Annotated in this window: 18 protein-coding genes and 2 tRNA genes; 11 read left to right on the forward strand and 9 right to left on the reverse strand. The window is 66.4% G+C overall.

Annotated features, from left to right (window positions below; all coding sequences use genetic code 11):
• Nucleotides 1–1,117 precede the first annotated feature (1,117 nt).
• The 6 genes from rsmG to rpmH all read right to left on the reverse strand — a co-directional run bounded on the left by rsmG (nucleotide 1,118) and on the right by rpmH (nucleotide 4,791).
• Nucleotides 1,118–1,906 carry a 16S rRNA (guanine(527)-N(7))-methyltransferase RsmG gene (gene rsmG, locus ACFWF1_RS03035; protein WP_379283168.1) on the reverse strand — a complete coding sequence of 263 codons (789 nt, stop codon included), beginning with the start codon at nucleotides 1,904–1,906 and terminating at the stop codon, nucleotides 1,118–1,120.
• Between the two features lie 155 nt (nucleotides 1,907–2,061).
• A complete protein-coding gene (locus ACFWF1_RS03040) occupies nucleotides 2,062–2,613 on the reverse strand; it encodes a protein jag (RefSeq protein ID WP_379283167.1) in 552 nt (183 codons plus the stop codon).
• Between the two features lie 105 nt (nucleotides 2,614–2,718).
• Entirely contained in the window at nucleotides 2,719–3,813 is a 1,095-nt protein-coding gene (gene yidC / locus ACFWF1_RS03045) for a membrane protein insertase YidC (protein WP_379283166.1), read from the reverse strand.
• 4 nt (nucleotides 3,814–3,817) lie between these two features.
• Nucleotides 3,818–4,216 (reverse strand): membrane protein insertion efficiency factor YidD, encoded by a 399-nt coding sequence (yidD, locus tag ACFWF1_RS03050; RefSeq protein WP_379283165.1) that lies wholly within the window; start codon nucleotides 4,214–4,216, stop codon nucleotides 3,818–3,820.
• On the reverse strand, nucleotides 4,213–4,629 hold the full coding sequence (rnpA, locus tag ACFWF1_RS03055; RefSeq protein WP_379283164.1) for a ribonuclease P protein component: 417 nt from the start codon (nucleotides 4,627–4,629) through the stop codon (nucleotides 4,213–4,215). Before rnpA ends, yidD begins: the two co-directional genes overlap by 4 nt.
• Before the next feature lie 18 nt (nucleotides 4,630–4,647).
• Nucleotides 4,648–4,791, reverse strand: coding sequence for a 50S ribosomal protein L34 (rpmH, locus tag ACFWF1_RS03060; RefSeq protein WP_005516618.1), 144 nt, complete (start codon nucleotides 4,789–4,791; stop codon nucleotides 4,648–4,650).
• A gap of 666 nt (nucleotides 4,792–5,457) precedes the next feature.
• Here rpmH and dnaA point away from each other — a divergent pair.
• Both dnaA and dnaN read left to right on the forward strand, forming a co-directional pair.
• Nucleotides 5,458–7,512 carry a chromosomal replication initiator protein DnaA gene (gene dnaA, locus ACFWF1_RS03065; RefSeq protein WP_379322152.1) on the forward strand — a complete coding sequence of 685 codons (2,055 nt, stop codon included), beginning with the start codon at nucleotides 5,458–5,460 and terminating at the stop codon, nucleotides 7,510–7,512.
• A gap of 972 nt (nucleotides 7,513–8,484) precedes the next feature.
• Nucleotides 8,485–9,660 carry a DNA polymerase III subunit beta gene (dnaN, locus tag ACFWF1_RS03070; RefSeq protein ID WP_357380130.1) on the forward strand — a complete coding sequence of 392 codons (1,176 nt, stop codon included), beginning with the start codon at nucleotides 8,485–8,487 and terminating at the stop codon, nucleotides 9,658–9,660.
• On the opposite strand, the gene ACFWF1_RS03075 is transcribed toward dnaN, so the two are convergent.
• A complete protein-coding gene (locus ACFWF1_RS03075) occupies nucleotides 9,627–9,890 on the reverse strand; it encodes a hypothetical protein (protein ID WP_379283162.1) in 264 nt (87 codons plus the stop codon). The genes dnaN and ACFWF1_RS03075 overlap by 34 nt on opposite strands.
• On the opposite strand from ACFWF1_RS03075, the gene recF reads away from it, so the two are divergent.
• The 8 genes from recF to ACFWF1_RS03115 all read left to right on the forward strand — a co-directional run bounded on the left by recF (nucleotide 9,883) and on the right by ACFWF1_RS03115 (nucleotide 18,677).
• Nucleotides 9,883–11,064 (forward strand): DNA replication/repair protein RecF, encoded by a 1,182-nt coding sequence (gene recF, locus ACFWF1_RS03080; RefSeq protein WP_379283160.1) that lies wholly within the window; start codon nucleotides 9,883–9,885, stop codon nucleotides 11,062–11,064. The genes ACFWF1_RS03075 and recF overlap by 8 nt on opposite strands.
• Nucleotides 11,065–11,213: 149 nt before the next feature.
• Nucleotides 11,214–11,771 carry a DUF721 family protein gene (locus ACFWF1_RS03085; protein ID WP_379283159.1) on the forward strand — a complete coding sequence of 186 codons (558 nt, stop codon included), beginning with the start codon at nucleotides 11,214–11,216 and terminating at the stop codon, nucleotides 11,769–11,771.
• A 594-nt stretch (nucleotides 11,772–12,365) separates the two neighbouring features.
• Complete coding sequence (gene gyrB / locus ACFWF1_RS03090) at nucleotides 12,366–14,420, forward strand: DNA topoisomerase (ATP-hydrolyzing) subunit B (RefSeq protein ID WP_379283158.1); 2,055 nt, start codon at nucleotides 12,366–12,368, stop codon at nucleotides 14,418–14,420.
• 52 nt (nucleotides 14,421–14,472) lie between these two features.
• Complete coding sequence (gene gyrA, locus ACFWF1_RS03095; protein ID WP_379283157.1) at nucleotides 14,473–16,995, forward strand: DNA gyrase subunit A; 2,523 nt, start codon at nucleotides 14,473–14,475, stop codon at nucleotides 16,993–16,995.
• A 42-nt stretch (nucleotides 16,996–17,037) separates the two neighbouring features.
• Complete coding sequence (locus ACFWF1_RS03100; protein ID WP_379283156.1) at nucleotides 17,038–18,195, forward strand: DUF3566 domain-containing protein; 1,158 nt, start codon at nucleotides 17,038–17,040, stop codon at nucleotides 18,193–18,195.
• A 195-nt stretch (nucleotides 18,196–18,390) separates the two neighbouring features.
• Nucleotides 18,391–18,464, forward strand: a tRNA-Ile gene (locus tag ACFWF1_RS03105).
• Nucleotides 18,465–18,493: 29 nt separating this feature from the next.
• Nucleotides 18,494–18,601, forward strand: a complete 108-nt coding sequence (locus ACFWF1_RS03110; RefSeq protein WP_357380124.1) for a DLW-39 family protein — start codon at nucleotides 18,494–18,496, stop codon at nucleotides 18,599–18,601.
• Nucleotides 18,602–18,604: 3 nt separating this feature from the next.
• Nucleotides 18,605–18,677: transfer RNA gene (locus ACFWF1_RS03115), tRNA-Ala, on the forward strand.
• Between the two features lie 287 nt (nucleotides 18,678–18,964).
• On the opposite strand, the gene ACFWF1_RS03120 is transcribed toward ACFWF1_RS03115, so the two are convergent.
• Both ACFWF1_RS03120 and ACFWF1_RS03125 read right to left on the reverse strand, forming a co-directional pair.
• A complete protein-coding gene (locus tag ACFWF1_RS03120; RefSeq protein ID WP_379283155.1) occupies nucleotides 18,965–20,155 on the reverse strand; it encodes a hypothetical protein in 1,191 nt (396 codons plus the stop codon).
• A gap of 39 nt (nucleotides 20,156–20,194) precedes the next feature.
• A complete protein-coding gene (locus ACFWF1_RS03125) occupies nucleotides 20,195–20,905 on the reverse strand; it encodes a YoaK family protein (protein ID WP_379283154.1) in 711 nt (236 codons plus the stop codon).
• A gap of 248 nt (nucleotides 20,906–21,153) precedes the next feature.
• Between ACFWF1_RS03125 and ACFWF1_RS03130 the strand changes: the two genes are divergently transcribed.
• Nucleotides 21,154–22,083: an acyl-CoA dehydrogenase family protein gene (locus ACFWF1_RS03130; RefSeq protein WP_379283153.1), complete on the forward strand. Its 930-nt coding sequence runs from the start codon at nucleotides 21,154–21,156 to the stop codon at nucleotides 22,081–22,083.
• The last annotated feature ends 640 nt before the right edge of the window (nucleotides 22,084–22,723 follow it).

The following is a 22,723-nucleotide window of genomic DNA, read 5'->3' on the forward strand; positions in this document are numbered from 1 at the left end:
TTCCGACAGGGAGATTCGGCTCTTGATCGAGCGGGGTGCGCCGCGCGTAAACCCGGCACAATCCCAATTCAGGTTTCCTACCAGACGACCCGAAGCGACCTACGTTTCCCGTGAAACATCCAAGGCAGATCGATCCGCCTGCCTGCCGACGCGACCCGGCGACCCGGCGACCCGGCGACCCGGCGACCCGGCGACCCGGCGACCCGGCGACCCGGCGACCCGGCGACCCGGCGACCCGGCGACCCGGCGACGGAAAGCTAACGGCCTGATGCCGTTCCTGGCAATGGCTCGTGCACCTCAATCGTGCCGACAGATCTCGCAATCGCCGTGCAGAGCCACTCTCCGGAACATCATCGGCAGTAGAGCTTCCCACCTGTTTCCTAGACTGCTCACCACCGCAGGCAGGCCCACAACCAACTCGTTCCGTCACGTGACTCTTGCGCCAGAGGGTACCGGGACCACCCTCTCGAACGGCATCTACGGTCCGCGGTTCACATGAGACCACCAGGGCGCCTTGATCCGCCGGGCAGGCGATCGTCACCGACCGATCGGTGCATCACAGGCTTCCAATCCACCCGCGCTCGCGCTGCTCGATTCGGCGTTCCGATGCGACCCGCCTCGACCGCCGCCAAAGAAGTTTGGTTCGGGCTGGTCACTCCGCACTGACACATCTCGCTGCCCAATCCGCTCAGTGGGGTCGAGTCGGAGAGATTCCCGAGGCACCTCAGTCCCGTCCAAGTCCACGAGCCCGACCCGGCACCGACACGCGTGGGCGAACCGGTGTCGCGAGCATCAGACGTAGGTCGACGAGGACGGTCATTCCGAAACCGCCGGATGGTTCGATCGCCTGCGGTGGCACTCCACCGCGAAGCCACCGGCGCTGCCGGGGCAGCCGCGTCGTGGAGCGCTCAGCCTCCACACCTATCGCGGGTCCACCTCGAGAAGACCGCCCGCCATGGCGACAGATCGGATCCCGCGCTTCACCCCGAACGAGCGCAGTCAGCGATGCCACGGGAGAGTCAGTCGCGAACTCCCACTGCCCATGGCCGCAGTGAGATCCGTCGGATTCAAGCTGAGCCGCCCGCGGTGCACTGTGCTCGCGAGCAATTGCGCCGCCCTACTTCGACTTCCGAGCCCGATCCGGCGCCTCCGCACCAGCACGCTTCGCCGCCTTCGCCTCCCGGCGTGCGGTCGCATGCTCACTCCGCCGTCGTGGCGCTCGCTCGGCGCGGGGGAGGCGCTCGGCGCTGATGATCAACGTGGGGGTGGAGACGATTCCGGCACCGCATTCGACGACCGTCGCGTTACCGGCGCCCGCACGCTCCAGTGCCTCGCCGTCGCGGGCGAGTTCCTCGGCGGCGCTCACACCTTTGAGTGCGAGCATCTGGCCGTGGTCGCGTAGCAGGGGAAGGGACCACTGGGCAAGCTTGCCGAGGGGGGCTACCGCGCGGGAGGTGACTACGTCGGCGCCGCCTGCTTCCTTCAGGACGCCGGATTGTTCGGCCCGGCCGCGCACGACGGTGACGTCGAGTCCGGCCGCTTCGATGAATTCGCTCAGGAAGATGGTGCGACGCAGGAGTGGTTCGACCAGGGTGATGCGGAGGTCTGGGCGGGCGATCGCGAGGGGGATGCCGGGGAGTCCGGCGCCGCTGCCGATGTCGACGACGGACGCGCCTTCGGCGATCAGTTCGCCGATCACCGCGCAGTTGAGGATGTGGCGATCCCAGAGGCGGGGGACCTCGCGCGGGCCGATCAGTCCGCGCTCGACACCGGCGGTGGCGAGTGCCGCACAGTATCGGCGGGCGAGATCGAGTCGGTCGCCGAACACCACCGCGGCCGACGCCGGCGGTACCAGCTCGGCGGGCAACGCGGTGGTTTCACCGAGATCTCGTTCCACGTGAAACATCCTTCCGGACTCAGGTCGATCAGGGGATCGGCGACGCGCGGACAATCGGGTGCCGGACATGAACAAGGCCCCCGATCCGAAGACCAGAGGCCCTATCCAACCATTACCCGTCAGGGTGACGAAATACGCCGGGCCCTAACGTGTCTGGCTTTCGCTCAGGACGGAACAACCACAACATGCCGATTCGGCTCGACGCCCTCGCTCTCGCTGGCGACACCGTCGATGACCGACACCGCGTCGTGCACGATCTTGCGCTCGAACGGCGTCATGGGAGACAGCGACTCAGGGGCGCCCGACTCCAGCACCCGTTGCGCGGCGGCGGTACCGAGCGCGCTGAGGTCTTCCCGGCGCTTCGCGCGCCAGCCGGCCACGTCGAGCATCAGCCTGCTGCGCACACCGGTGGCCTGCTGCACCGCCAGCCGAGTCAACTCCTGTAGTGCGTCGAGCGTTTCGCCGTTGCGCCCCACCAGCTTTGACAGATCCCGGCCACCGTCGATGCTGACGATGGCACGGTCGCCCTCGACGTCGAGATCGATGTCGCCGTCGAAGTCGAGCACGTCGAGCAGCTGCTCGAGGTAGTCGCCCGCGATCTCGCCCTCTTCGATCAGGGCTTCCTCGGCATCGTTCACGACATCGTCGGCGTCCGTTCCGGCGTTCACCATCGTCGTCGCCACTGTGGCGTCCCCTCCGTCGGTCTCAACTGTCATTTGATTTCCTTCATCTGCTCATCGCGCTCGCCGTGCGCTCGCCGCCGGACGGTGCGCGATCAAGGGGTTGCTCAGCGTGGTGGCCGGCCGACCACCGAAATGCGATCAGCGGCGGCGCTTTTGGTTCGCCCTGCCTCGGTTGCCGCCCGGTCGCTTCTGGCCACCCGGCCGACGCTGCCCGGTGGTCTTCTTGGCGGTCCCGTTGGTCGAGGGCGTCGCGTCGACGGCGGTGTCCACCGCATCAACCGCGTCTTCGACCGCATCGGCTATCGGCTTCTTCCGCGTATTGACCGGCTTGGCACCGGGTTTCGGCGCGTTCTGCGCGCGCTGCTCCAGCTTGGCCTGTTTCTTCTCTTCCGCTTCGCGCTCCATGCGACCGAAGACGAGATGCTGCTGCCCGTAGGTCCAAATGTTATTGGAGACCCAGTACAGGAGGATGGCGATCGGCAAGAACGGACCACCGACGAGCACGCCGAGCGGGAAGACCCACAGCGCAAGCTTGTTCATCATCGCGGCCTGCGGGTTGGCGGCCGCCTCCGGCGTCTGCCTGGCGACCGAGGCGCGCGCGTTGAAGTGGGTCGCTAGACCGGCGATGATCATCAACGGGATGGCGACGACGGCGATGCTGACCTTGTTCGGCAGCCCGAGGCCGTCGATGGCGAAGGCGCGCAGCTCGGTGTCGGGGATGGTGATGAAGGACGAGATCGGCGCGCCGAAGAGACGGGCGCTCAGGAAGGACTGCACGTCGGCCGCATTGAACACGTAGTTCGGCGTGTTCGCGTTCTGGTCGATCGACATCGCCAGCTGGCCGAAACCGTGACCGGTCCGGTTGAACGAGCGCAGCACATGGAACAGACCGAGGAACACCGGCACCTGGGCGAGGATCGGCAGGCAGCCCATCAGCGGGTTGAAGCCGTGATCCTTCTGCAGCTTCTGCATCTCGGTCGCCATCTTCTGGCGATCGTTCTTGTACTTCTTCTGCAGCTCCTTGATCTGGGGCTGCAGTTCCTGCATCTGCTTGGTGGTGCGCACCTGCTTCACGAACGGCTTGTAGAGCAGCACACGCAGCGTGAATACCAGGAACACGACGGCGAGTGCCCAGGCGATGCCGCTGTCTTTACCGAGACCGGGCACCATCGAGAACGCCCGATGCCAGAACCACAAGATCCAGGACACCGGATAATAAATGAAGTCGAGCACGGCTCTATGCACTCCCGTCGTTCGTATCGCCGATCACCGCGCGCGGTGATCCTTTCCAAGCGTTCGGCTCCGACACCGGGTCGGCCTGCAGGTTGGCTTCCTGCGGCGCCGGATCGGTGGCTGCCACGGTCCCGGGCGCGGTGCGAACGGTGCTTCGCTTCCGCTCCGGAACGGGGTCCCACCCACCAGGGTGCCAGGGCGCACATTTGGCCAGACGCACGGCTGCCAATCCGAGGCCGATGAACAGCCCGCGCGTCCGCAATGCGGTGACCGCGTACTCGCTGCAGGTCGGGGTGAAACGGCACACCGGCATGCGGGTGGGGGAGACGTAGGTCCGATACAACTCGATCAGAAAGATCAGTGCATTCGCCGGTAGCCGGCCGATCTTCGCGGTGCCGCTCATGCCGATCCGACACCTGCCGCGCCGACACCGAGCTTGCGTATCGCGCCGCGCAGCTGGCGCAGCAGTTCCTCGGAGGAGGCGGCCGCGGCGCCGGGCAGCGCGCGAATCACGATGTCGGCGTCGACGGGCAACTCGGGGACTATCTGGAGGCACATATGACGCAGGCGGCGGGCCACACGGTGTCTGATCACCGCGTTGCCCACCGCCTTGCTGACGATCAGCCCGAAGCGTGGCCCGCCTACGCGGACCAGCGCGTCGGCTGGATCACCATGTCGTCCATTCACGTCCACAACTCCGTCATACCCGTGTGTGAGCACGTGTACGACCAGGTCGCGCCTCCCGATTCGCTGGCCGCGGCGCACCGTCCGGGAGAAGTCGGCACGATGATGCAACCGATACGGCTCAGGCAACACCCGAGCGTCCGCGGAGGATCAGGCAGTGAGTTCGGCGCGGCCCTTGCGGCGACGCGCCGAAACGATGGCGCGACCCGCACGGGTGCGCATCCGGAGACGGAAGCCGTGGACGCGCGCCCGACGACGGTTGTTCGGCTGGAACGTCCGCTTGCCCTTGGCCACGGTCAACACTCCTCGAGTCAGTGGGCACCAGTTAGTGCCCGAAGCTTTTTCGGTGAAACAGGTATTCGCGATGAATCGCAGGTCTGGTCATCATCGGCGCGTCGGTCTTGGCGCACAGTCGGTCGATCACGACCTACACGCGGTCAGCACAAGACCGCCACCGCACCAAAGGGTGACTGTACGAGGGTACTGATCGCCTCGGAGCGGGTCAAACTCGCCCCACCCGACCTGCCCCGAACGCCCGACCAGCACGAACCCGTTCGGCCCATCCCGAAGCTGTGCATATCACGGTCAGACCCTGTGGACATCAGCGTGAGTTCGTCCACACCCCTAGCCACGCCCGAGCGGATCAGCAACCTGCGTTGCCGGAGGGTTGCTACACAGTCGCAGGTCAGAGCGTTATCGGCGGGCCGCACAGCCGCATTTCACAACTCCCCAGGGTTCTCCACATCTGTGGATAATTGTGTGGAAAGACCCCTGGAGTGGCATATTCGTAGGGCCGACGGTGCCACGCCGCCGCCCGGAATGGGGATCCGGGCAGCGTCCGAACCGGTTACGGACGTACGCAGGATCACGGTACCGACCCGAGCATGGTCGTCACCACATGTTGTCCCCGCGTGCCCCGGCCGTCTGCTCCTATCGACCTACTTCCGGGGAGGAAACTGCATGGACGACGAGCAGAACGTGTTGGCCACGGTGTGGCCCGAGGTAGTTGCCGAGCTGACCACCGGCTCACCGGACGGTGCCATTCCGCCGGTGACCAGAGCGCAGCAGGCCTGGCTGAAACTGGTCAAGCCGCTGACGGTGGCGCAGGGATTCGCCCTGCTCTCGGTGCCTTCTTCGTTGGCTCAGGAGGCCATCGAACGCGATCTGCGCGAGCCGATCCTGCGGTCACTGGCCCGGCGCCTCGGCCCCCAGGTAGAGGGACTCGGCGTGCGCATCGCCGCGCCGACCGCCCCGAACAACGAGCGGACCGGCAACAACCCCAGGCATGCCCGGATGACGAGCATGCCGGAACGCCCGAGGAACGGCGGACCTCGCGACAACGGCCCCCGGGACAACGGACCTCGCGACAATGGCCCCCGGGACAACGGCCCCCGAGACAATGACCCGCGCGACAACGGACGCGGCCAGGGCGGTTATCCCGGCGAGTACCAAGGCCGCGACGAATACCAGCAACCGCGCTACGCCCAGTCCAACGACTACGCCCCGGCCCCCAGCTACAACGGCGGATCCGACTACTCCGACAACGAATACACACCGGATTACGCCGCCGCGGGCGAGTACGACCGCCAGGACTACGCCCGCGACGAATACCAGGGCCGCGACGAATACCCGGCCCCGGCCGAGATGCAGTCCGCCCCGAGGCACGAACCCACCCCCGCGCAACGCCGCGAACAGGGCCTGCCCCCACGCCGCGAATCCATCCCGCCCGGCCAGGAGTCCCTGTTCACCCCCGAACCCCGCCCGGCAGCCATGCGCGGTCCGGTCCGTGCGCCGGTGCGCGAGGCCGCGGAATCCGACGACCAGGGCTTGGCGGCCGCGCACGAGCCGGTCCGGGAATCCGACAGGTCCGTCCGGGAATCGGAGAACCCGCGCACCGATCGCGACGACGAACCCGTGGTCAACGCCCGTAATTCCTGGCCGACCTACTTCACCAAGTCGCAGGAGAGCGCCGCACCGTCGAGTTCCTCGGCCAGCCTGAACGCGAAGTACACCTTCGAGACGTTCGTCATCGGCGCGTCCAATCGCTTCGCCCATGCCGCCGCGGTCGCCATCGCGGAAGCACCGGCCCGCGCCTACAACCCCCTATTTGTCTGGGGCGCTTCGGGTTTGGGCAAGACGCACCTACTACACGCGGCCGGCCACTACGCCCAGCGGCTGTTCCCTGGCATGCGGGTGAAGTACGTCTCGACCGAAGAGTTCACCAACGACTTCATCAACAGCCTGCGTGACGACCGGAAGGTGGCGTTCAAGCGCCGCTACCGGGAGACCGACATCCTGCTGGTGGACGACATCCAGTTCATCGAGGGCAAGGAAGGTATCCAGGAGGAGTTCTTCCATACCTTCAACACCCTGCACAACGCCAACAAACAGATCGTCGTCTCCTCCGATCGCCCGCCCAAACAGCTGGCCACGCTGGAGGAACGGCTGCGGACCAGGTTCGAGTGGGGCCTGATCACCGATGTGCAACCGCCCGAGTTGGAGACGCGCATCGCGATCCTGCGCAAGAAGGCGCGGATGGACCGCCTCGATGTGCCGCACGACGTGATGGAACTGATCGCCACCAGGGTGGAACGCAATATCCGCGAGCTGGAAGGCGCGCTGATCCGGGTCACCGCGTTCGCGTCGCTGAACGGGCAGCCGCTGGATCTGCCGCTGGCCGAGGTGGTGCTGCGCGACCTGATGCCCGATACCGCGGCGCTGGAGATCAACGCGGCGACGATCATGGCCGTCACCGCCGAGTACTTCAACACCACGCTCGAGGAGCTGACCGGGCCGGGCAAGGCGCGGCCGTTGGCGCAGGCCAGGCAGATCGCCATGTATCTGTGCCGTGAGCTGACCGATCTGTCGCTGCCGAAGATCGGCCAGGCGTTCGGCCGGGACCACACCACGGTGATGTACGCGGAGAAAAAGATCCGCAAGGAGATGACCGAGCGGCGCCGGGTGTACGACCAGGTGCAAGAACTAACAGCCCGAATCAAGCAACGCTCGCGCTGAGTTTCACTAACACCCCCGCACCGCCCCTGACCTGGGGCGGTGCTTTTTTGTGCCCTGTGGATTCCTCGAGGAATCCTTGTGGAGTCCTCGAGTAAACAGCGAGTTGTGCACCGGATGGCTAACAGGCGTGGGGATGAACTGTGCGGCGTCCGCTAACAGGGTCTTATCCCCAGCTTCCCCAGGCGTTCTTGCGCACAGGCGGTGACCAGCACGGCAGTCGGTCACAGGGTTGGGGAATCCTCGAGGAGTCCATGTGGAGTCCTCGAGGATTCCTCGAGTTGTCCACGCATCGGTACACACGTGTGAACAACCGGGTGAATTCGGTGGAACAACTCGAGGAGCACTCGAGGATGAATATGGGACAACTTCGGAACTCCACAGACGCCCCTCGTTCATCCTCGAGACACCCCGCGGTCATCCCCACGGCACCACGCTCGCTGACCTGCGGATACGGCCTCGGTGCACAGATTCCACAGTGCCTACTACTACTTCAGTTCTTCTCCTAGAAGAACCTTCTTTAAAACAGGTGTGTGGAAAGTCGGGTTGAGGAGAGTCACGACTCGAACCGCTCCCGTCCACAGGCAAGGAGGCGAGCCGGAGCAGATCCTCGATCGACACTTCGGTCCGCAGACTCAGCAGTGCCTGACATCGATCAGTCGATCGATCCGAGCGCGGGTAGCTCGTCCATGCGAATCACGCGACTCGTCCACCCACGACTGGAGGATCTGTACACACCTGCCGCGCACGTATCGGCATGACCGAACATCGGGCCATCCAGAACCGCCGGAGGGTCGGGCTAGGCCAGGGGGCAAGTCGCGGGTACGGTTTGGTGTCGGTCGCCTGTGCCACACTTTCCATGGCGGCTGATCCACATCCTGCGCGAATCAACGTTGAACGAGCCGACAGGCTTGGAGGACGAATGTCCGGCCACCGCATAACAGCTCACGGAACTGGGAGAGGACAGATCGGGCGATGGAGCTTGCAAGCATGAAGTTTCGGGTCGCCCGAGAGGACTTCGCGGAATCCGTTGCCTGGGTGGCGCGTAGCCTCCCGTCCCGGCCGCCGGTCCCGGTGCTCGGTGGCGTGTTGCTCGTTGCCGACGAGGGCGGGCTGACCGTCTCCGGCTTCGACTACGAGGTCTCCGCGCAGATGCGCGTCGCCGCCGAGGTCGCCGGCCCCGGCGAGGTACTCGTCTCCGGCAGGCTGCTCGCCGACATCACCAAGTCGCTGTCGAACAAGCCGGTGGACGTGTCGGTCGACGGCACTCGCGTGCTGATCGCCTGTGGCAGTGCGAAGTTCTCGCTGCCGACCATGCCGGTCGAGGACTATCCCCAGCTTCCCGAGGTGCCGCAGCAGACCGGCGAGCTCAGCGTCGACGTGTTCGCCAATGCGGTCGGCCAGGTGGCCGTCGCGGCGGGCCGCGACGACACGCTGCCGATGCTCACCGGCATCCGGGTCGAGATCGAAGGCTCGAAGGTGGTGCTCGCGGCCACCGACCGATTCCGGCTCGCGGTCCGCCACATCGAGTGGTCGCCCGCCGACGCCGCCATCGAGACCTCGGTGCTCATCCCGGCCAGGACGCTGTCCGAGGCCGCCAAGACGCTCGGCGCTTCCGATGCGCCCGTGCAGCTTTCGCTCGGTACCGGTGCGGGCTCGGACGGCCTGCTCGGCATCGTGAACGCGGGCCGCCGGACTACCACGCGCCTGCTCGATGCCGAATTCCCCAAGTTCCGGCAGCTGCTGCCGAAGGAACACACCTCGATCGCCACCCTCCAGGTGTCCGTGCTGACAGAGGCCATCAAGCGCGTCGCGCTGGTCGCCGAGCGTGGCGCCCAGGTGCGGCTGGAGTTCTCCACCGAGGGCCTGCTGCTGTCCGCGGGCGGTGACGACGCCGGTCGGGCCGAGGAGTGGCTGGAGGCCGACTTCCGTGGCGAATCGCTGACCATCGCGTTCAATCCCGGCTACCTGATCGACGGCCTGTCCGCGTTGCACGCCGACCGGGTCACGTTCGGGTTCACCACGCCGAGCCGTCCCGCGGTGCTGCTGCCCGCCGTCGATGACGAGCCGAAGGTGCTCGAGTCGGGTGCGTTCGCGGCCCTGGACAGCCCGTACACCTACCTGCTGATGCCGGTCCGGCTGCCGGGCTGAGCAACTGTGCACGACCGCGAGCCGAGTTCGGCCATCGCCTCGGTCGCCGCGAAACCGATAGCGACGCTGCGGGATTCGGCGGCCAGGCGGGCGAACTCGGCAGCATTCATGCACAGCTCATCCACACACTGTGGTTGGGCGCCAACGGTTTCGGCGTCCGCGTCGAGGCGTTGTGCACAACTCGGGATGGCGGAACTCGCGCAGGTAGGGGCCAGGTAGCGGATGTTCATCAGAACACTGTCGCTGCGTGACTTCCGCTCCTGGGACCACGCGGAACTCGAATTATCCCCAGGCCGAACGGTTTTCCTCGGCTCGAACGGCAACGGCAAGACGAACCTGCTCGAGGCGATCGGCTACCTGGCCACCCTCGGCTCGCATCGGGTCGCGGCCGACGCGCCGATGATCAGGCTCGGCGCCGAGAAGGCGCGGATCGGTGCGTCCGTCGTCAACAGCGGCCGCGAACTGCGCATCGACATCGAGCTGAACCAGGGCACCGCCAACCGCGCGCAGATCAATCGCTCGCCGGCCCGGCGACCACGGGAGATACTCGGCATCCTGCAGACGGTGCTGTTCGCGCCGGAAGATCTCGCGCTGGTGCGCGGCGACCCCGGCGAGCGCCGGCGCTTCATGGACGAGCTGTGCACAGCCCGCCTGCCCAGGCTCGCCGCCGTCCGCAGCGATTACGACCGGGTGCTGCGCCAGCGCTCGGCTTTGTTGAAATCCGCTGGGCGGCAATCGAGATCGAAGGCGGACCTGAGCACCCTCGACGTGTGGGACGGTCACCTGGCCACGCACGCCTCGGTGCTGCTGACCTACCGGCTGCGCCTGGTGCACGACCTGTACCCGTACCTCGCCCAGGCCTATTCGTCGATCGCTCCCGAATCTCGTCCCGCCGCAATCGCTTACCGCAGCTCGACCCTGCCGCCCGAATTCCTGGACCCCGCAAGGGAACCCCAGCCGGACGACACCGAGGCGCTGGAAGCGATCATGCTGCGCGAGCTCGCCGCGGCCCGGCCGAAGGAGCTGGAGCGCGGTGTCTGCCTGGTCGGCCCGCACCGCGACGAGCTCGAGCTGAACCTCGGCGCGGCACCGGCCAAGGGGTTCGCCAGTCACGGCGAATCCTGGTCGTTCGCGCTGGCGCTGCGCCTGGGCGCGTTCGAGTTGCTGCGTGCCACCGGATCCGAACCCGTGCTGCTGCTCGACGATGTCTTCGCCGAACTCGACCGCCGCCGTCGCACCGCGCTCGCCGCCGTCGCGGCGGGTGCCGAACAGGTGTTGATCACCGCGGCGGTCCCGGAGGATGTGCCCGCCGAGCTCGCCGCCGTGCCGCTGCGGGTGGAAACCAGCGGCGGCCCGGACGGCCGGACCTCGCGGATCGCCGAGCCTGTCACGCCGGCTCCGTGACATTCGCACTATGACGTATGCACAGAAAAGCATGGTTATCAACAGGTCCTGTGGAGAACTGCTGCGTCCGTCACGTCGCCCGAGGCGGCTGTTTTGTCGGTGCCCTGTCGTAGAGTGACCGTCTGGCCGCGCGACACGAGAGGAGCCTGGTGACCGAGCAAAATGGCGCCGAACCGGCAGGGCAAGAGCCGGAGTTGCGCGGTGTCGATCTGGCCAGGCGGGCGCTCGAAGAGGCCCGCGCGGCGGCCAAGGCAAGTGGCAAGTCCGTCGGACAGGGGCGATCGTCCCCGCAGCGCAAGTTGCGAACAGGGGCGCGTCGGCGCAGCGGTTGGTCGGGCGCCGGGCCGGATCCGCGTGATCCCCAACTGTTCGGCAAGCTGACCGGCTCGCTCGCCAAGAATCGCGGCTGGTCCACCAAGGTCGCCGAGGGAATGGTGTTCGGTCGCTGGGCCGGCGTCGTCGGCGAGGACATCGCCTCGCATGCCACCCCGCTGACCCTGAAGGACAACGTGCTCAGCATCGCGGCCGAATCCACCGCGTGGGCAACCCAATTGCGGATGCTGCAGAGCCAGATCCTGGCGAAGATCAACGCCGCGGTCGGACCCGGTGTGGTGACCTCGCTGAAGATCACCGGCCCGGCGGCACCCAGCTGGCGCAAGGGCGAACGTCACGTCCGAGGCCGTGGACCGCGCGATACCTACGGGTAAGCCGACGCGTTCCACGTGAAACCGCGCATCGGTATAGCTCGGTGTGCCAACCGATTTCGGCCGAGCAGTAATAGCTGAACCTTTCCGGCAGCACCGTGCCGGCCTGCTCTCGACGACGGCCGAATCCCTCGCGACCTCGCCGCGCCACTGATATTTGATCTCCGGCCCTGTTCGGAGACTGATCCGCCGTCGAGAGCGGGCAACGCACATGATCTCGCAGGCGCTCTTGGTAACTTGTCGGCTACGCCCGACAGCCCCGAAATACCGGCATACCGCCCGGTGGCCGCAGGCCGCCCGGACAGCCCCTCGGTCCGCACCGCCCGAATCCTCCCAGAGGCGGGTTAAAGTCCCGAAGGGCGGAACAGACTCGCGACAATCCGATTTCTCGCATTCACGGAGCCGTCAGGGGTGTCGTAGGTGCACTGTAGGTTGGGTGTACCAGTAGGATGGTGACGTAACTAGCGGCGATCACCTTCGGTGCGTCCCGTACAGCCCGCGTGGCCCTGTATTTCTCGAGCAGTCATGGCCAGGGACCAACGCGTGCTGTGCAGTGCCTCGCCAGGAGGATCAGCAAGTAAGGAGAGCTACCGACCAGTGGCTGCCAACGACTCCAACGCATCGGGCTCGACCAACGCTACCTCGGGCAAGGCGGATTACGGCGCCTCGTCCATCACGGTCCTCGAGGGACTCGAGGCGGTCCGCAAGCGTCCCGGCATGTACATCGGTTCCACCGGTGAGCGTGGCCTGCACCACCTGATCTGGGAGGTCGTCGACAACTCCGTCGACGAGGCGATGGCCGGGTACGCATCCAAGGTCGAGGTCACCCTCCTCGCCGACGGCGGCGTCGAGGTGGTCGACGACGGCCGAGGCATTCCGGTGGCCATGCACGCGCAGGGCGTCCCGACCATCGAAGTGGTCATGACCCAGCTGCACGCGGGCGGCAAGTTCGACTCCGACTCCTACGCGGTGTCCGGTGGTCTGCACGGCGTCGGCATCTCCGTGGTGAACGCGCTGTCCTCCCAGCTCGAGGCGGAGATCGACCGCGACGGCTTCCACTGGACCCAGACGTACAAGGATTCGGTCCCCGGCAAGCTGCTCCAGGGTGACCCGTCCAAGAAGACCGGCACCACGATCCGCTTCTGGGCCGACCCGAACATCTTCGAGACCACCACCTACAACTTCGAGACGGTGGCCCGGCGGCTGCAGGAGATGGCGTTCCTGAACAAGGGACTCACCATCACCCTCACCGACGAGCGCGTCACCGACGCCGAGATCACCGACGATGTGGTCAGCGAGACGGCCGACGCGCCCAAGCACGCCGAGACCGAAGACGTCGCCGCGCCGGTCGAGCACAAGGTGAAGAAGCGCACCTACCACTACCCGGGTGGTCTGGAGGACTTCGTCCGCCACATCAACCGGACCAAGCAGCCGATCCACAACTCGGTCGTCGGCTTCACCGGCAAGGGCACCGGCCACGAGCTCGAGGTCGCGATGCAGTGGAACTCCGGCTACTCCGAGTCGGTGCACACCTTCGCCAACACCATCAACACCCACGAGGGCGGCACCCACGAAGAGGGCTTCCGCGCGGCGCTGACCACCGTGGTCAACAAGTACGCCAAGGACAAGAAGCTCCTCAAGGAAAAAGACGGCAACCTCACCGGTGACGACATCCGTGAGGGCCTGGCCGCCATCGTCAGCGTGAAGGTCTCCGAGCCGCAGTTCGAGGGCCAGACCAAGACCAAACTCGGCAACACCGAGGTCAAGTCGTTCGTGCAGAAGGCGTGCAACGAGCACCTCTCGCACTGGTTCGAGGCCAACCCGGCCGACGCGAAGACGATCGTGAACAAGGCGGTCTCCTCGGCGCAGGCGCGGGTCGCCGCCCGTAAGGCCAGGGAGTTGGTGCGCCGCAAGAGCGCGACCGACCTCGGCGGCCTCCCGGGCAAGCTGGCCGACTGCCGGTCCAAGGATCCGAGCAAGTCCGAGATTTACATCGTCGAGGGCGACTCCGCCGGTGGTTCGGCCAAGTCCGGCCGCGACTCGATGTACCAGGCGATCCTGCCGCTGCGCGGAAAGATCATCAACGTCGAGAAGGCGCGCATCGACCGCGTGCTCAAGAACAACGAAGTCCAGTCGATCATCACCGCGTTCGGCACCGGCATCCACGACGAGTTCGATATCGCCAAGCTGCGCTATCACAAGATCGTGCTGATGGCCGACGCCGACGTCGACGGCCAGCACATCGCGACGCTGCTGTTGACGCTGCTGTTCCGGTTCATGCGCCCGCTGGTCGAACAGGGGCACGTGTATCTGGCCCAGCCGCCGCTGTACAAGCTCAAGTGGCAGCGCAGCGATCCGGAGTTCGCCTACTCCGACCGCGAACGCGACGGTCTGCTCGAGGCCGGTCTGGCCTCCGGCAAGAAGATCAACAAGGAAGACGGCGTCCAGCGCTACAAAGGTCTCGGCGAGATGAACGCCAAGGAACTGTGGGAGACCACGATGGACCCCTCGGTGCGCGTGCTCAAGCTGGTCACCCTGGACGACGCGGCCGCGGCCGACGAGTTGTTCAGCGTGCTGATGGGCGAGGACGTAGAGGCCCGCCGCAGCTTTATCACCCGTAATGCCAAGGACGTTCGCTTCCTCGACGTATAAGCCGGTGCGCGTGTCACCTCACCGCAACCGCACCGCCCGCTAAGGAGACTTCATGACCGACACGACGCTGCCTCCGTACGGAGGCGCCGGCGGCGACCGGATCGACCCGGTCGACATCCAGCAGGAAATGCAGAACAGCTACATCGATTACGCGATGAGCGTGATCGTCGGCCGCGCGCTGCCCGAGGTGCGCGACGGCCTCAAGCCGGTGCACCGGCGCGTGCTGTATGCCATGTACGACAACGGGTATCGGCCCGATCGCGGCTATGTGAAGTCCGCCCGCCCGGTCGCCGAGACCATGGGTAACTACCACCCGCACGGCGACAGCTCGATCTACGACACCCTCGTGCGCATGGCGCAGCCGTGGTCGCTGCGTTATCCGCTGGTCGACGGCCAGGGCAACTTCGGTTCCCGCGGCAACGACGGCGCGGCCGCCATGCGATACACCGAGTGCAGGCTCACGCCGCTCGCGATGGAGATGCTGCGCGAGATCGACCACGAGACGGTCGATTTCGTGCCGAACTACGACGGTCGTTCGCAGGAACCGACCGTGCTGCCGAGCCGGGTGCCCGCGCTGCTGATGAACGGCAGCAACGGCATCGCGGTCGGCATGGCGACCAACATTCCGCCGCACAACCTGCGCGAGCTGGCCGAGGCGATCTACTGGGCGCTGGACAACTTCGACGCCGACGAAGAGTCGACCCTCGCGGCCTGTATCGAGCGGGTCAAGGGGCCGGACTTCCCGACCTACGGCCTCATCGTCGGCGGCCAGGGCATCCTCGACGCCTACTCCACCGGCCGCGGCTCGGTGCGGATGCGCGGTGTGGTCGAGATCGAGGAAGACAACAAGGGCCGCACCACGCTGGTCATCACCGAGCTGCCCTACCAGGTCAACACGGACAACTTCATCAACGCGATCGCCGAGCAGGTGCGCGACGGCAAGATCGCGGGCATCTCCGACATCCACGACGAGTCCTCGGACCGCGCGGGCATGCGGATCGTCGTCACCGTCAAGCGGGACGCCGTCGCCAAGGTCGTGCTGAACAACCTGTACAAGCACACCCAGCTGCAGACCAGCTTCGGCTGCAACATGCTCTCGATCGTCGACGGCGTGCCGCGCACCCTGCGGCTCGACCAGATGATCCGGCACTACGTCAAGCACCAGTTGGACGTCATCGTCCGGCGCACCAAGTACTTGCTGCGCAAGGCCGAGGAGCGGGCCCACATCCTGCGCGGCCTGGTCAAGGCGCTCGACGCGCTCGACGAGGTCATCGCGTTGATCCGGCGCTCGGCCAACACCGACACCGCGCGCACCGGCCTGATGCAGATGCTCGACATCGACGAGATCCAGGCGACCGCGATCCTCGACATGCAGCTGCGTCGTCTCTCGGCGTTGGAGCGGCAGAAGATCGTCGACGAGTTGGCCAAGATCGAACTCGAAATCGCCGACTTGAAGGACATCCTCGAAAAGCCGGAGCGCCAGCGTGCCATCGTGCGCGACGAGCTGGCCGAGATCGTCGAGAAGTACGGCGACGACCGGCGCACCCGGATCATCGCCGCCGACGGCGACGTGGCCGACGAGGACCTGATCGCCCGCGAGGACGTGGTCGTCACCATCACCGAGACCGGCTACGCCAAGCGCACCAAGACCGACCTCTACCGCAGCCAGAAGCGCGGCGGCAAGGGCGTGCAGGGCGCCGGGCTCAAGCAGGACGACCTGGTCAAGCACTTCTTCATCTCGTCGACGCACGACTGGCTGCTGTTCTTCACGAACAAGGGCCGGGTCTACCGCGCCAAGGCCTACGAGCTGCCCGAGGCCAGCCGCACCGCCCGCGGTCAGCACGTGGCCAACCTGCTCGCCTTCCAGCCGGACGAGAAGATCGCCCAGATCATTCAGCTGAAATCTTACGAAGACTCCCCATACCTGGTGCTCGCCACCAAGAATGGCCTCGTGAAGAAGTCGAAGCTGACCGATTTCGACTCCAACCGCACCGGCGGCATCGTCGCGGTGAACCTGCGCGACGAGGACGAATTGGTCGGCGCCGTGCTGTGCTCGTCTGAGGACGACCTGCTGCTGGTCTCGGCGCTGGGCCAGTCGATCCGGTTCTCCGCGACCGACGAGGCGCTGCGACCGATGGGCCGCGCCACCTCCGGCGTGCAGGGCATGCGGTTCAACGCCTCGGATGAACTCTTGTCGCTGAACGTTGTGCGCCCGGATACATATCTGCTGGTGGCCACCGCGGGCGGTTACGCTAAGCGGACTGCGATCGAGGAGTACACGGCACAGGGCCGGGGCGGTAAAGGCGTATTGACCGTCCAGTACGACCCCAAGCGTGGCACCCTTGTCGGTGCGCTCATCGTCGAGGACGAGGATGAGTTGTATGCGATCACATCCGGTGGTGGTGTCATCCGGACGGTGGCGAAGCAGGTTCGCAAGGCTGGACGACAGACCAAGGGCGTGCGATTGATGAACCTCGGCGAGGGCGATACGTTGCTTGCTATCGCGCGCAATGCCGACGAGCCCGATCCCGACCTGCTCGCCGGTGAAGACAGCGACACCGGTTCCTCCGAGTAGTAACCCAACAGCGGCGGCAACGAACGGATCTAAGGATTCCCATTGACCACTCCGAATCAGCCGAATGACGAGCGGCACCAGACGAACGGTGTGACCGAGCGGATCGCACCGTCCCCGATTCCGCCGCGGCCCATCCCGCGGCCGGGCTCGTCGGCCGATAACGGCCAGCCAGGTGGCGGCCAGCCGAACGGCGGCCAATCGGGTGGTGCGCAGTCCGCACCCGGCCAGCAGCACGGTGGCCAGCCGGGTGGTGCGCAGACCGGTGGTGGCCAGCAGGGCGGGCAGCAACGCGAAATGCAAGACAAGCAAGGCGATTTCGCGGGCCAGCCGAAGGGGTCGGAGCAGGCTCCCGGTCACACCGGGCAAGATCCGTTCGATCAGACTGTCCGCATGAACAACTCAGAGCCCGGCGCACCCGAGTCGGGGGATCAGTCCGGTGGCAACGGTGGTGGCCAATCGCCGTTCCAGGACGGCTGGGCACAACTGCCGCAGCGGGAACCACAGTCCAACCTGTACCGGCCCGGTCAGGCGCCGGTCACCGGACGCCCGACCGGCGCAGGCGCCCAGGGCGGTGGCGGCGGCGGCCTCGGCGGTGGCGTGACCAACGCGCGCACCACCGCCGACCTCGCGGCCAAGGCGGCCCGCAAGGAAGCCGCCATGGTGAAGTCCGTCGGCATCGACGGACCGACCCGCAGCATCGCCCGGCCCGAGCTGATCAAGGACATGCCGGACCTCTCCGAGATCCGGCATCCGCTGCCGCCGTCGGCCGAGCACACCGGCCCGCAGACACCCATCTCGCCCGCGGTGCCGGTCGCGGTCGCCGCGGCCGTCGCCACCGGCGAGCCGCTGCGGGCCACCGTGCAGATCCGCCGGATCGACCCGTGGTCGACGCTGAAGATCTCGCTCGTCATCAGCGTCGCCATGTTCTTCGTCTGGATGCTCGCCGTCGGCCTGCTCTACATCGTGCTCGAGGGCATGGGCGTGTGGGAACGGTTGAACAACACCTTCACCGACATGGTGTCCCAGGACAGCGGGTCGGTCGGCCTCATCGACGCAGGCACCGTCTTCGGGTACGCGGGCGTCATCGGGCTGATCAACGTGGTGCTGTTCACCGCGCTCGGCACCGTCGGCACGTTCATCTACAACCAGTGCTGCGATCTCGTCGGCGGCATCCAGGTGACCCTCGCCGACCCCGACTAGAACTTCGAACACCCAACGGCCGGCCTCGTCCCCCTCCACGGGACGATGCCGGCCGTTTTCGATGATCCGCACGCACACCCCGCCGACAGCCACCGCGAGCCCGACAGCAGCCCTGCTACCAGCCGTTTTGGAGGTAGTGCGAAAGGTCGGGTAATCTCTAGCCTCGGCTCAGGTGGAAGAACACAAGAGCCATACGGGCCTATAGCTCAGGCGGTTAGAGCGCTTCGCTGATAACGAAGAGGTCGGAGGTTCAAGTCCTCCTAGGCCCACTCCCGAACACGACAGTAGGGTGGGAACCATGAAGTTTCTTGTCACGGTAGGCGCCGTGATCGCGGTTCTCATCGGCATCTCCAAGCTCCGCCAGCGCAACGAGGCGGACATGTGGCACGAGGTCACCACCCGCTGACACGGGGCCTTAGCTCAATTGGCAGAGCACTGCCTTTGCAAGGCAGGGGTTAGGGGTTCGATTCCCCTAGGCTCCACTCCACTCGTGAACGAGCCCGGCACGCAAAAAGCGCGTGCCGGGCTCGTTTCGTTCGTATCTTGTGGGGGCGGAGCCCCCACACCCCACCCGGCGGGGCTTCGCCCCCCGGACCCCCTTCGCAGGTGAACTATTCGAGTCGGTCTGCCACTTGACGTGTAGTTGCCTGGTGTTGGATTTCGCTCGTCTAGTTGTTTCACGTGGAGCGGTGGGGTTGTTTGGGGGTGAGGTGAAAGATTCGGTGCCCCAGCTTTTCTCGGGGGTGGGCTGGTGGGGTGCTTTGTTGGTTCAGTGGGGGATTGCTGTTGCTTCTAGGCGGGCGAGGGTTTCTGGGGTGGGCCAGTGGCGGGCTTCGTAGCGGCGGGGGGTCATGTTGGGGATGGGGGTTAGGCCGGTGATTTCGGCTACTGCGGTGAAGGGGGCTTCGAAGAGGGTGGTCATTTCGCCGTTTTCTTCGGTGCAGAAGATGATTCGGTCGGCCTCGGGGAGGAGGTATTCGACGTCTTTTGCCCAGAGGGTGGCGGTGTAGGGGCCGGTGTCGGCGGATGCGTAGAGGAGCGAGCCGGCGAAGGCGGGGGCCAGGTTTTCGTGGTCGGGGTAGGCGAGGTGGCGGTCTGCGGCTTCCTCGAGGGCTGCGGACTGGGCGCCGTATTCGGTTATGGCCAAACCACATCGGGCGCGTAGGGCTAGGGCGCGGTGGCGGTGGTCGGGGGATTGGTCGAGGGGGATGACGGTGCCGTTGTCGTCGACCGTGTAGGCCTGGGGGGAGATGGGGCGGACGGCTTCTCGGTATTGCTGTTCGACCTGTTCGAAGAGGGGGGTCAGGTCGTCTAGGTCGGGGGCGATGATGAGGGTGTCTACGTCGGGGATGAAGGCGAGGGGGCGGTGGGTGCCGTCGCCGGAGCCTGCCAGCCAGCCGGGGACCAGGGGCCAGGAGGTGCAGTAGCCGTCGCCGTTGTCGGCGAAGCGGATGAGGCCCGAACCCTGGTATCCGGTGGAACCGACCAGGGCGGTGAGGTTTTCGCGGGCGGCGGCGAAGACTTCGTCGGCGCTGACGCCCCAGTCCCGCAAAGTCGCGGTGGAGACGATCGAGCGGGAGTGGGGTCGATCGACCGCGACCAACTCGTCCAGGAACGGGAAGGCGGGGCGGGTGATCGGCCGCATGCCGTCGACCGGCGAGCTGATCCCGAAGGTGTTGGGGCGCAGGATCGGTCGCAGCATGGCGCGGACCTCGGGCCAGGTGTCGGGGCCGTCGTCATCCTTGATGCTGGCGACGAAGTTGGCGATGCGCCCGTCCCGTTCGGCGGCCGGGAGTTGCGCGGTCTCCCGAAAGATATTGCTCAGGTACAGGTCCAGGCTGCCGACGATGATCTTGAAGTCGGCCGGGTGGTACTGCGCGTCGTGCTCGCCGATCACGGTCAGTTGGTGCAGGACGAGCGCTGCGAATTGGTCGGCGTCGGTCCCGAAATTCTCCTCCACGCGGCCACCGTAACCGGCGCGACCGACGAGTGCACGGAGTCAGTCGGTGGACAGCGGTCCGTGCCGATCGAGATGCAGGTAGGTGTAGCCGGTCACGATCAGGCAGACGACCGTGGCGGTGATGAGCATGGCCCACCCGGCGACGAGCAGGCTGAGCAGCCCGCCGAGCAGGGCGCCCAGCGCGAAGCTCAGGTAGAGCAGGAAGTAGCCGAGCCAGTCCGCGTAATCGCCGCCGCTCATGTGGCGTTCGATGCCCTGGGCCAGCTTCACCAAGGTGCCGGTGACGTAGCTCAGCGGCACGGACACCTCGCCGTCTTTCACGAACGAGGTGTTCAGTGCGCCGACGCCGAAGGCGACGAACAGGATCGGCACGAAGTCGATGGATGCGGTTTCCGGGTTCTGGAATCGCACGATGTCGATGATCGACGCGGTGGCCAGGCTCATCGTGGTGAGCAGGGTCGGCCCGTGTGGATGCCCGGACCAGTAGCGCCTGCGGCACCAGGAGGCGACCACTACGCCGCCGACGAACGACGCGAGCAACCCGGCCGCCGCGCCCGCGGTGTCGTTCTGGTTGTGGAAGTGGCCGAGGATGGCGCGCTCGGTGTTGCCGGTCATGAACGTGACGAAGTAGCCAGCGGTATGCATGAACGCGGCCGCGCCGATCAACCCGGCCAATCCGGCCAGTACCCAAGACAACCTGGCCTCATTGTCGAAAAGTGCCTTTTTGCGTGCTTCATCCGGTTTTGGCACAGGTCAGGCTCCTTTCGTAGCGGATGTGACTCCTTCAGTGTTACCGCTCGCCGGCGAATCGCGCATCCGCAGCGCCGTGGGTTGCCGGGTGATCACCGACGCCACGACGAGTGGACCGACGCGCCCGAGCTCCGGCGGTGGGTTCGGCGGTTGTCTCGGCAGACCAGCCCGCAGGCGCGGCCAGGAGCCGCGCGCATTGCCGTGTGACGGATAGCCGGGCGGACCGCGGCGCCGGTTACCGTGCAGGAGTGGACTCTGTGCTCGATTTCCTGCTGACCGAACCCATCCCGGCGACCCCGCTCGACGATATCGCCGCGGCCTGGACGCGACATCGGGTGGCCGCGAACCGATTCGACAAGCCGGTCGATGTCGCGCTGGCCGCCGGATTCGGCGCCGACCGGCTCGGTTACGCGTTCCTGTCCGGATATCAGGAGGCGTTGCGCGCGCTGATTCCCGATCTGTCGCCCGACGAGCTGGTCGCGTTGTGTGCGACCGAGGCGGGCGGCGGGCATCCGTCGGCGATCGAGACCACGCTGACCGAAGAGCTGGGCAGCGCCCGGCTCAACGGCACCAAAACCTTTGCCACGCTGGGTATGCTGGCGCACCGGCTGGTGGTGCTCGCCAGTGTCGGCACCGACGCGGACGGCCGGAATCGGTTGCGCGCCACCATGGTCGACGTCCGCGAGGCCGGGGTGCGCGTGACGAATCTGCCGGCCACTCCGTTCGCGCCGGAGATCCCGCACGCCATGGTGACGCTGACAGATGTTGCGGCAGTGGTGTTACCGGGCGACGGCTACCTGGACTACCTCAAGCCGTTCCGCACGATCGAGGACGTGCACGTGCTCGCGGCGGCGCTCGGCTGGCTGATTCGGGTGGCGCGTGCGTCGGGCTGGTCGCAGTCGGTGCTGCAGCAGCTACTCACTGCGGTGGCCGCGGTGCGCGGACTCGACATCGATGCCCCGAGTTCGCCGGGCGTCCATGTCGCGCTGGGTGGCGCGTTCGAATACTTCGGCCGGTTGCTGGCGGAGCTGGATTCCCTGTGGGCGTCCGTGGATTCGGTAACCAGGCAACGGTGGGAGCGGGACCGTCCGCTGCTCGCGATCGCCGGGCGGGTACGCGAGCAGCGGCTGGCTACGGCCTGGCGATCGGTGCGATCCGACGCCGATCCGGCGGTCTGACCTGCTCCAGAAATGGGGAGCGGGCCTCGGCGAAGGGGGGGAGTTAGCCGAGGCCCGCGTAAGGTCGGCCCGGGGGGGAGGGGCCGACTTGAATGATCCTACGCGATGATCCGCGATTGTGTGCGCGTGGGGAGGGCCACTTTTCGAAGATTTTTTGGGTGGGCTTACTTTCTGCTAGATCGGGGTCGTTTTGGGTACTCCGGCCACCCCTGCGGGCCACTGTTCGATGGTGGCCTGGTGTTTGCCAAAACCGCTGTTACGCAGGTTGATACCTAGTCTCGGCTGGATTTGGCCGAGGGTATCGAGAGCACTCGAAAACATGCCGACCGGTCGCTGTGTGGTGAGGATCGCTGTCGGATATGTGCGGTTCGCCGCGGCGGGTGAGAAAAGGCGCCGCGTGTCGTCTGCGCGGGCGCGTCCGCGGTGCCGAAATCTGTCGTACCCCGGTGCGAACATGTGTTCGTGTTCACCGGGGTCGAGGCGAGTCGCATCGGCCGAGCGACCAAGGCGCTCGGCCGCTTTCGTGTCGGCGCGCCCGGGCGCGAGTACCGAGCGGCCGGGAATCGGGTAGTCGGCTACCCGCGACCCGGCCCGGTGTCGCACGGGAGTATCGAACCGGTCGCACTTCGATCCGGCACCC

Source organism: Nocardia sp. NPDC060255, from assembly GCF_042727395.1.
GTDB lineage: Bacteria > Actinomycetota > Actinomycetes > Mycobacteriales > Mycobacteriaceae > Nocardia.

Coding starts and splice junctions, on each gene's coding strand:
- dnaN (WP_357380130.1), top strand. CDS start 8,485: ATGGAGCTTGCAAGCATGAAGTTTCGGGTCGCCCGAGAGGACTTCGCG.
- yidD (WP_379283165.1), bottom strand. CDS start 4,216: ATGAGCGGCACCGCGAAGATCGGCCGGCTACCGGCGAATGCACTGATC.
- gyrA (WP_379283157.1), top strand. CDS start 14,473: ATGACCGACACGACGCTGCCTCCGTACGGAGGCGCCGGCGGCGACCGG.
- ACFWF1_RS03110 (WP_357380124.1), top strand. CDS start 18,494: ATGAAGTTTCTTGTCACGGTAGGCGCCGTGATCGCGGTTCTCATCGGC.
- ACFWF1_RS03040 (WP_379283167.1), bottom strand. CDS start 2,613: ATGACAGTTGAGACCGACGGAGGGGACGCCACAGTGGCGACGACGATG.
- ACFWF1_RS03075 (WP_379283162.1), bottom strand. CDS start 9,890: ATGAACATCCGCTACCTGGCCCCTACCTGCGCGAGTTCCGCCATCCCG.
- recF (WP_379283160.1), top strand. CDS start 9,883: ATGTTCATCAGAACACTGTCGCTGCGTGACTTCCGCTCCTGGGACCAC.
- rsmG (WP_379283168.1), bottom strand. CDS start 1,906: ATGTTTCACGTGGAACGAGATCTCGGTGAAACCACCGCGTTGCCCGCC.
- dnaA (WP_379322152.1), top strand. CDS start 5,458: ATGGACGACGAGCAGAACGTGTTGGCCACGGTGTGGCCCGAGGTAGTT.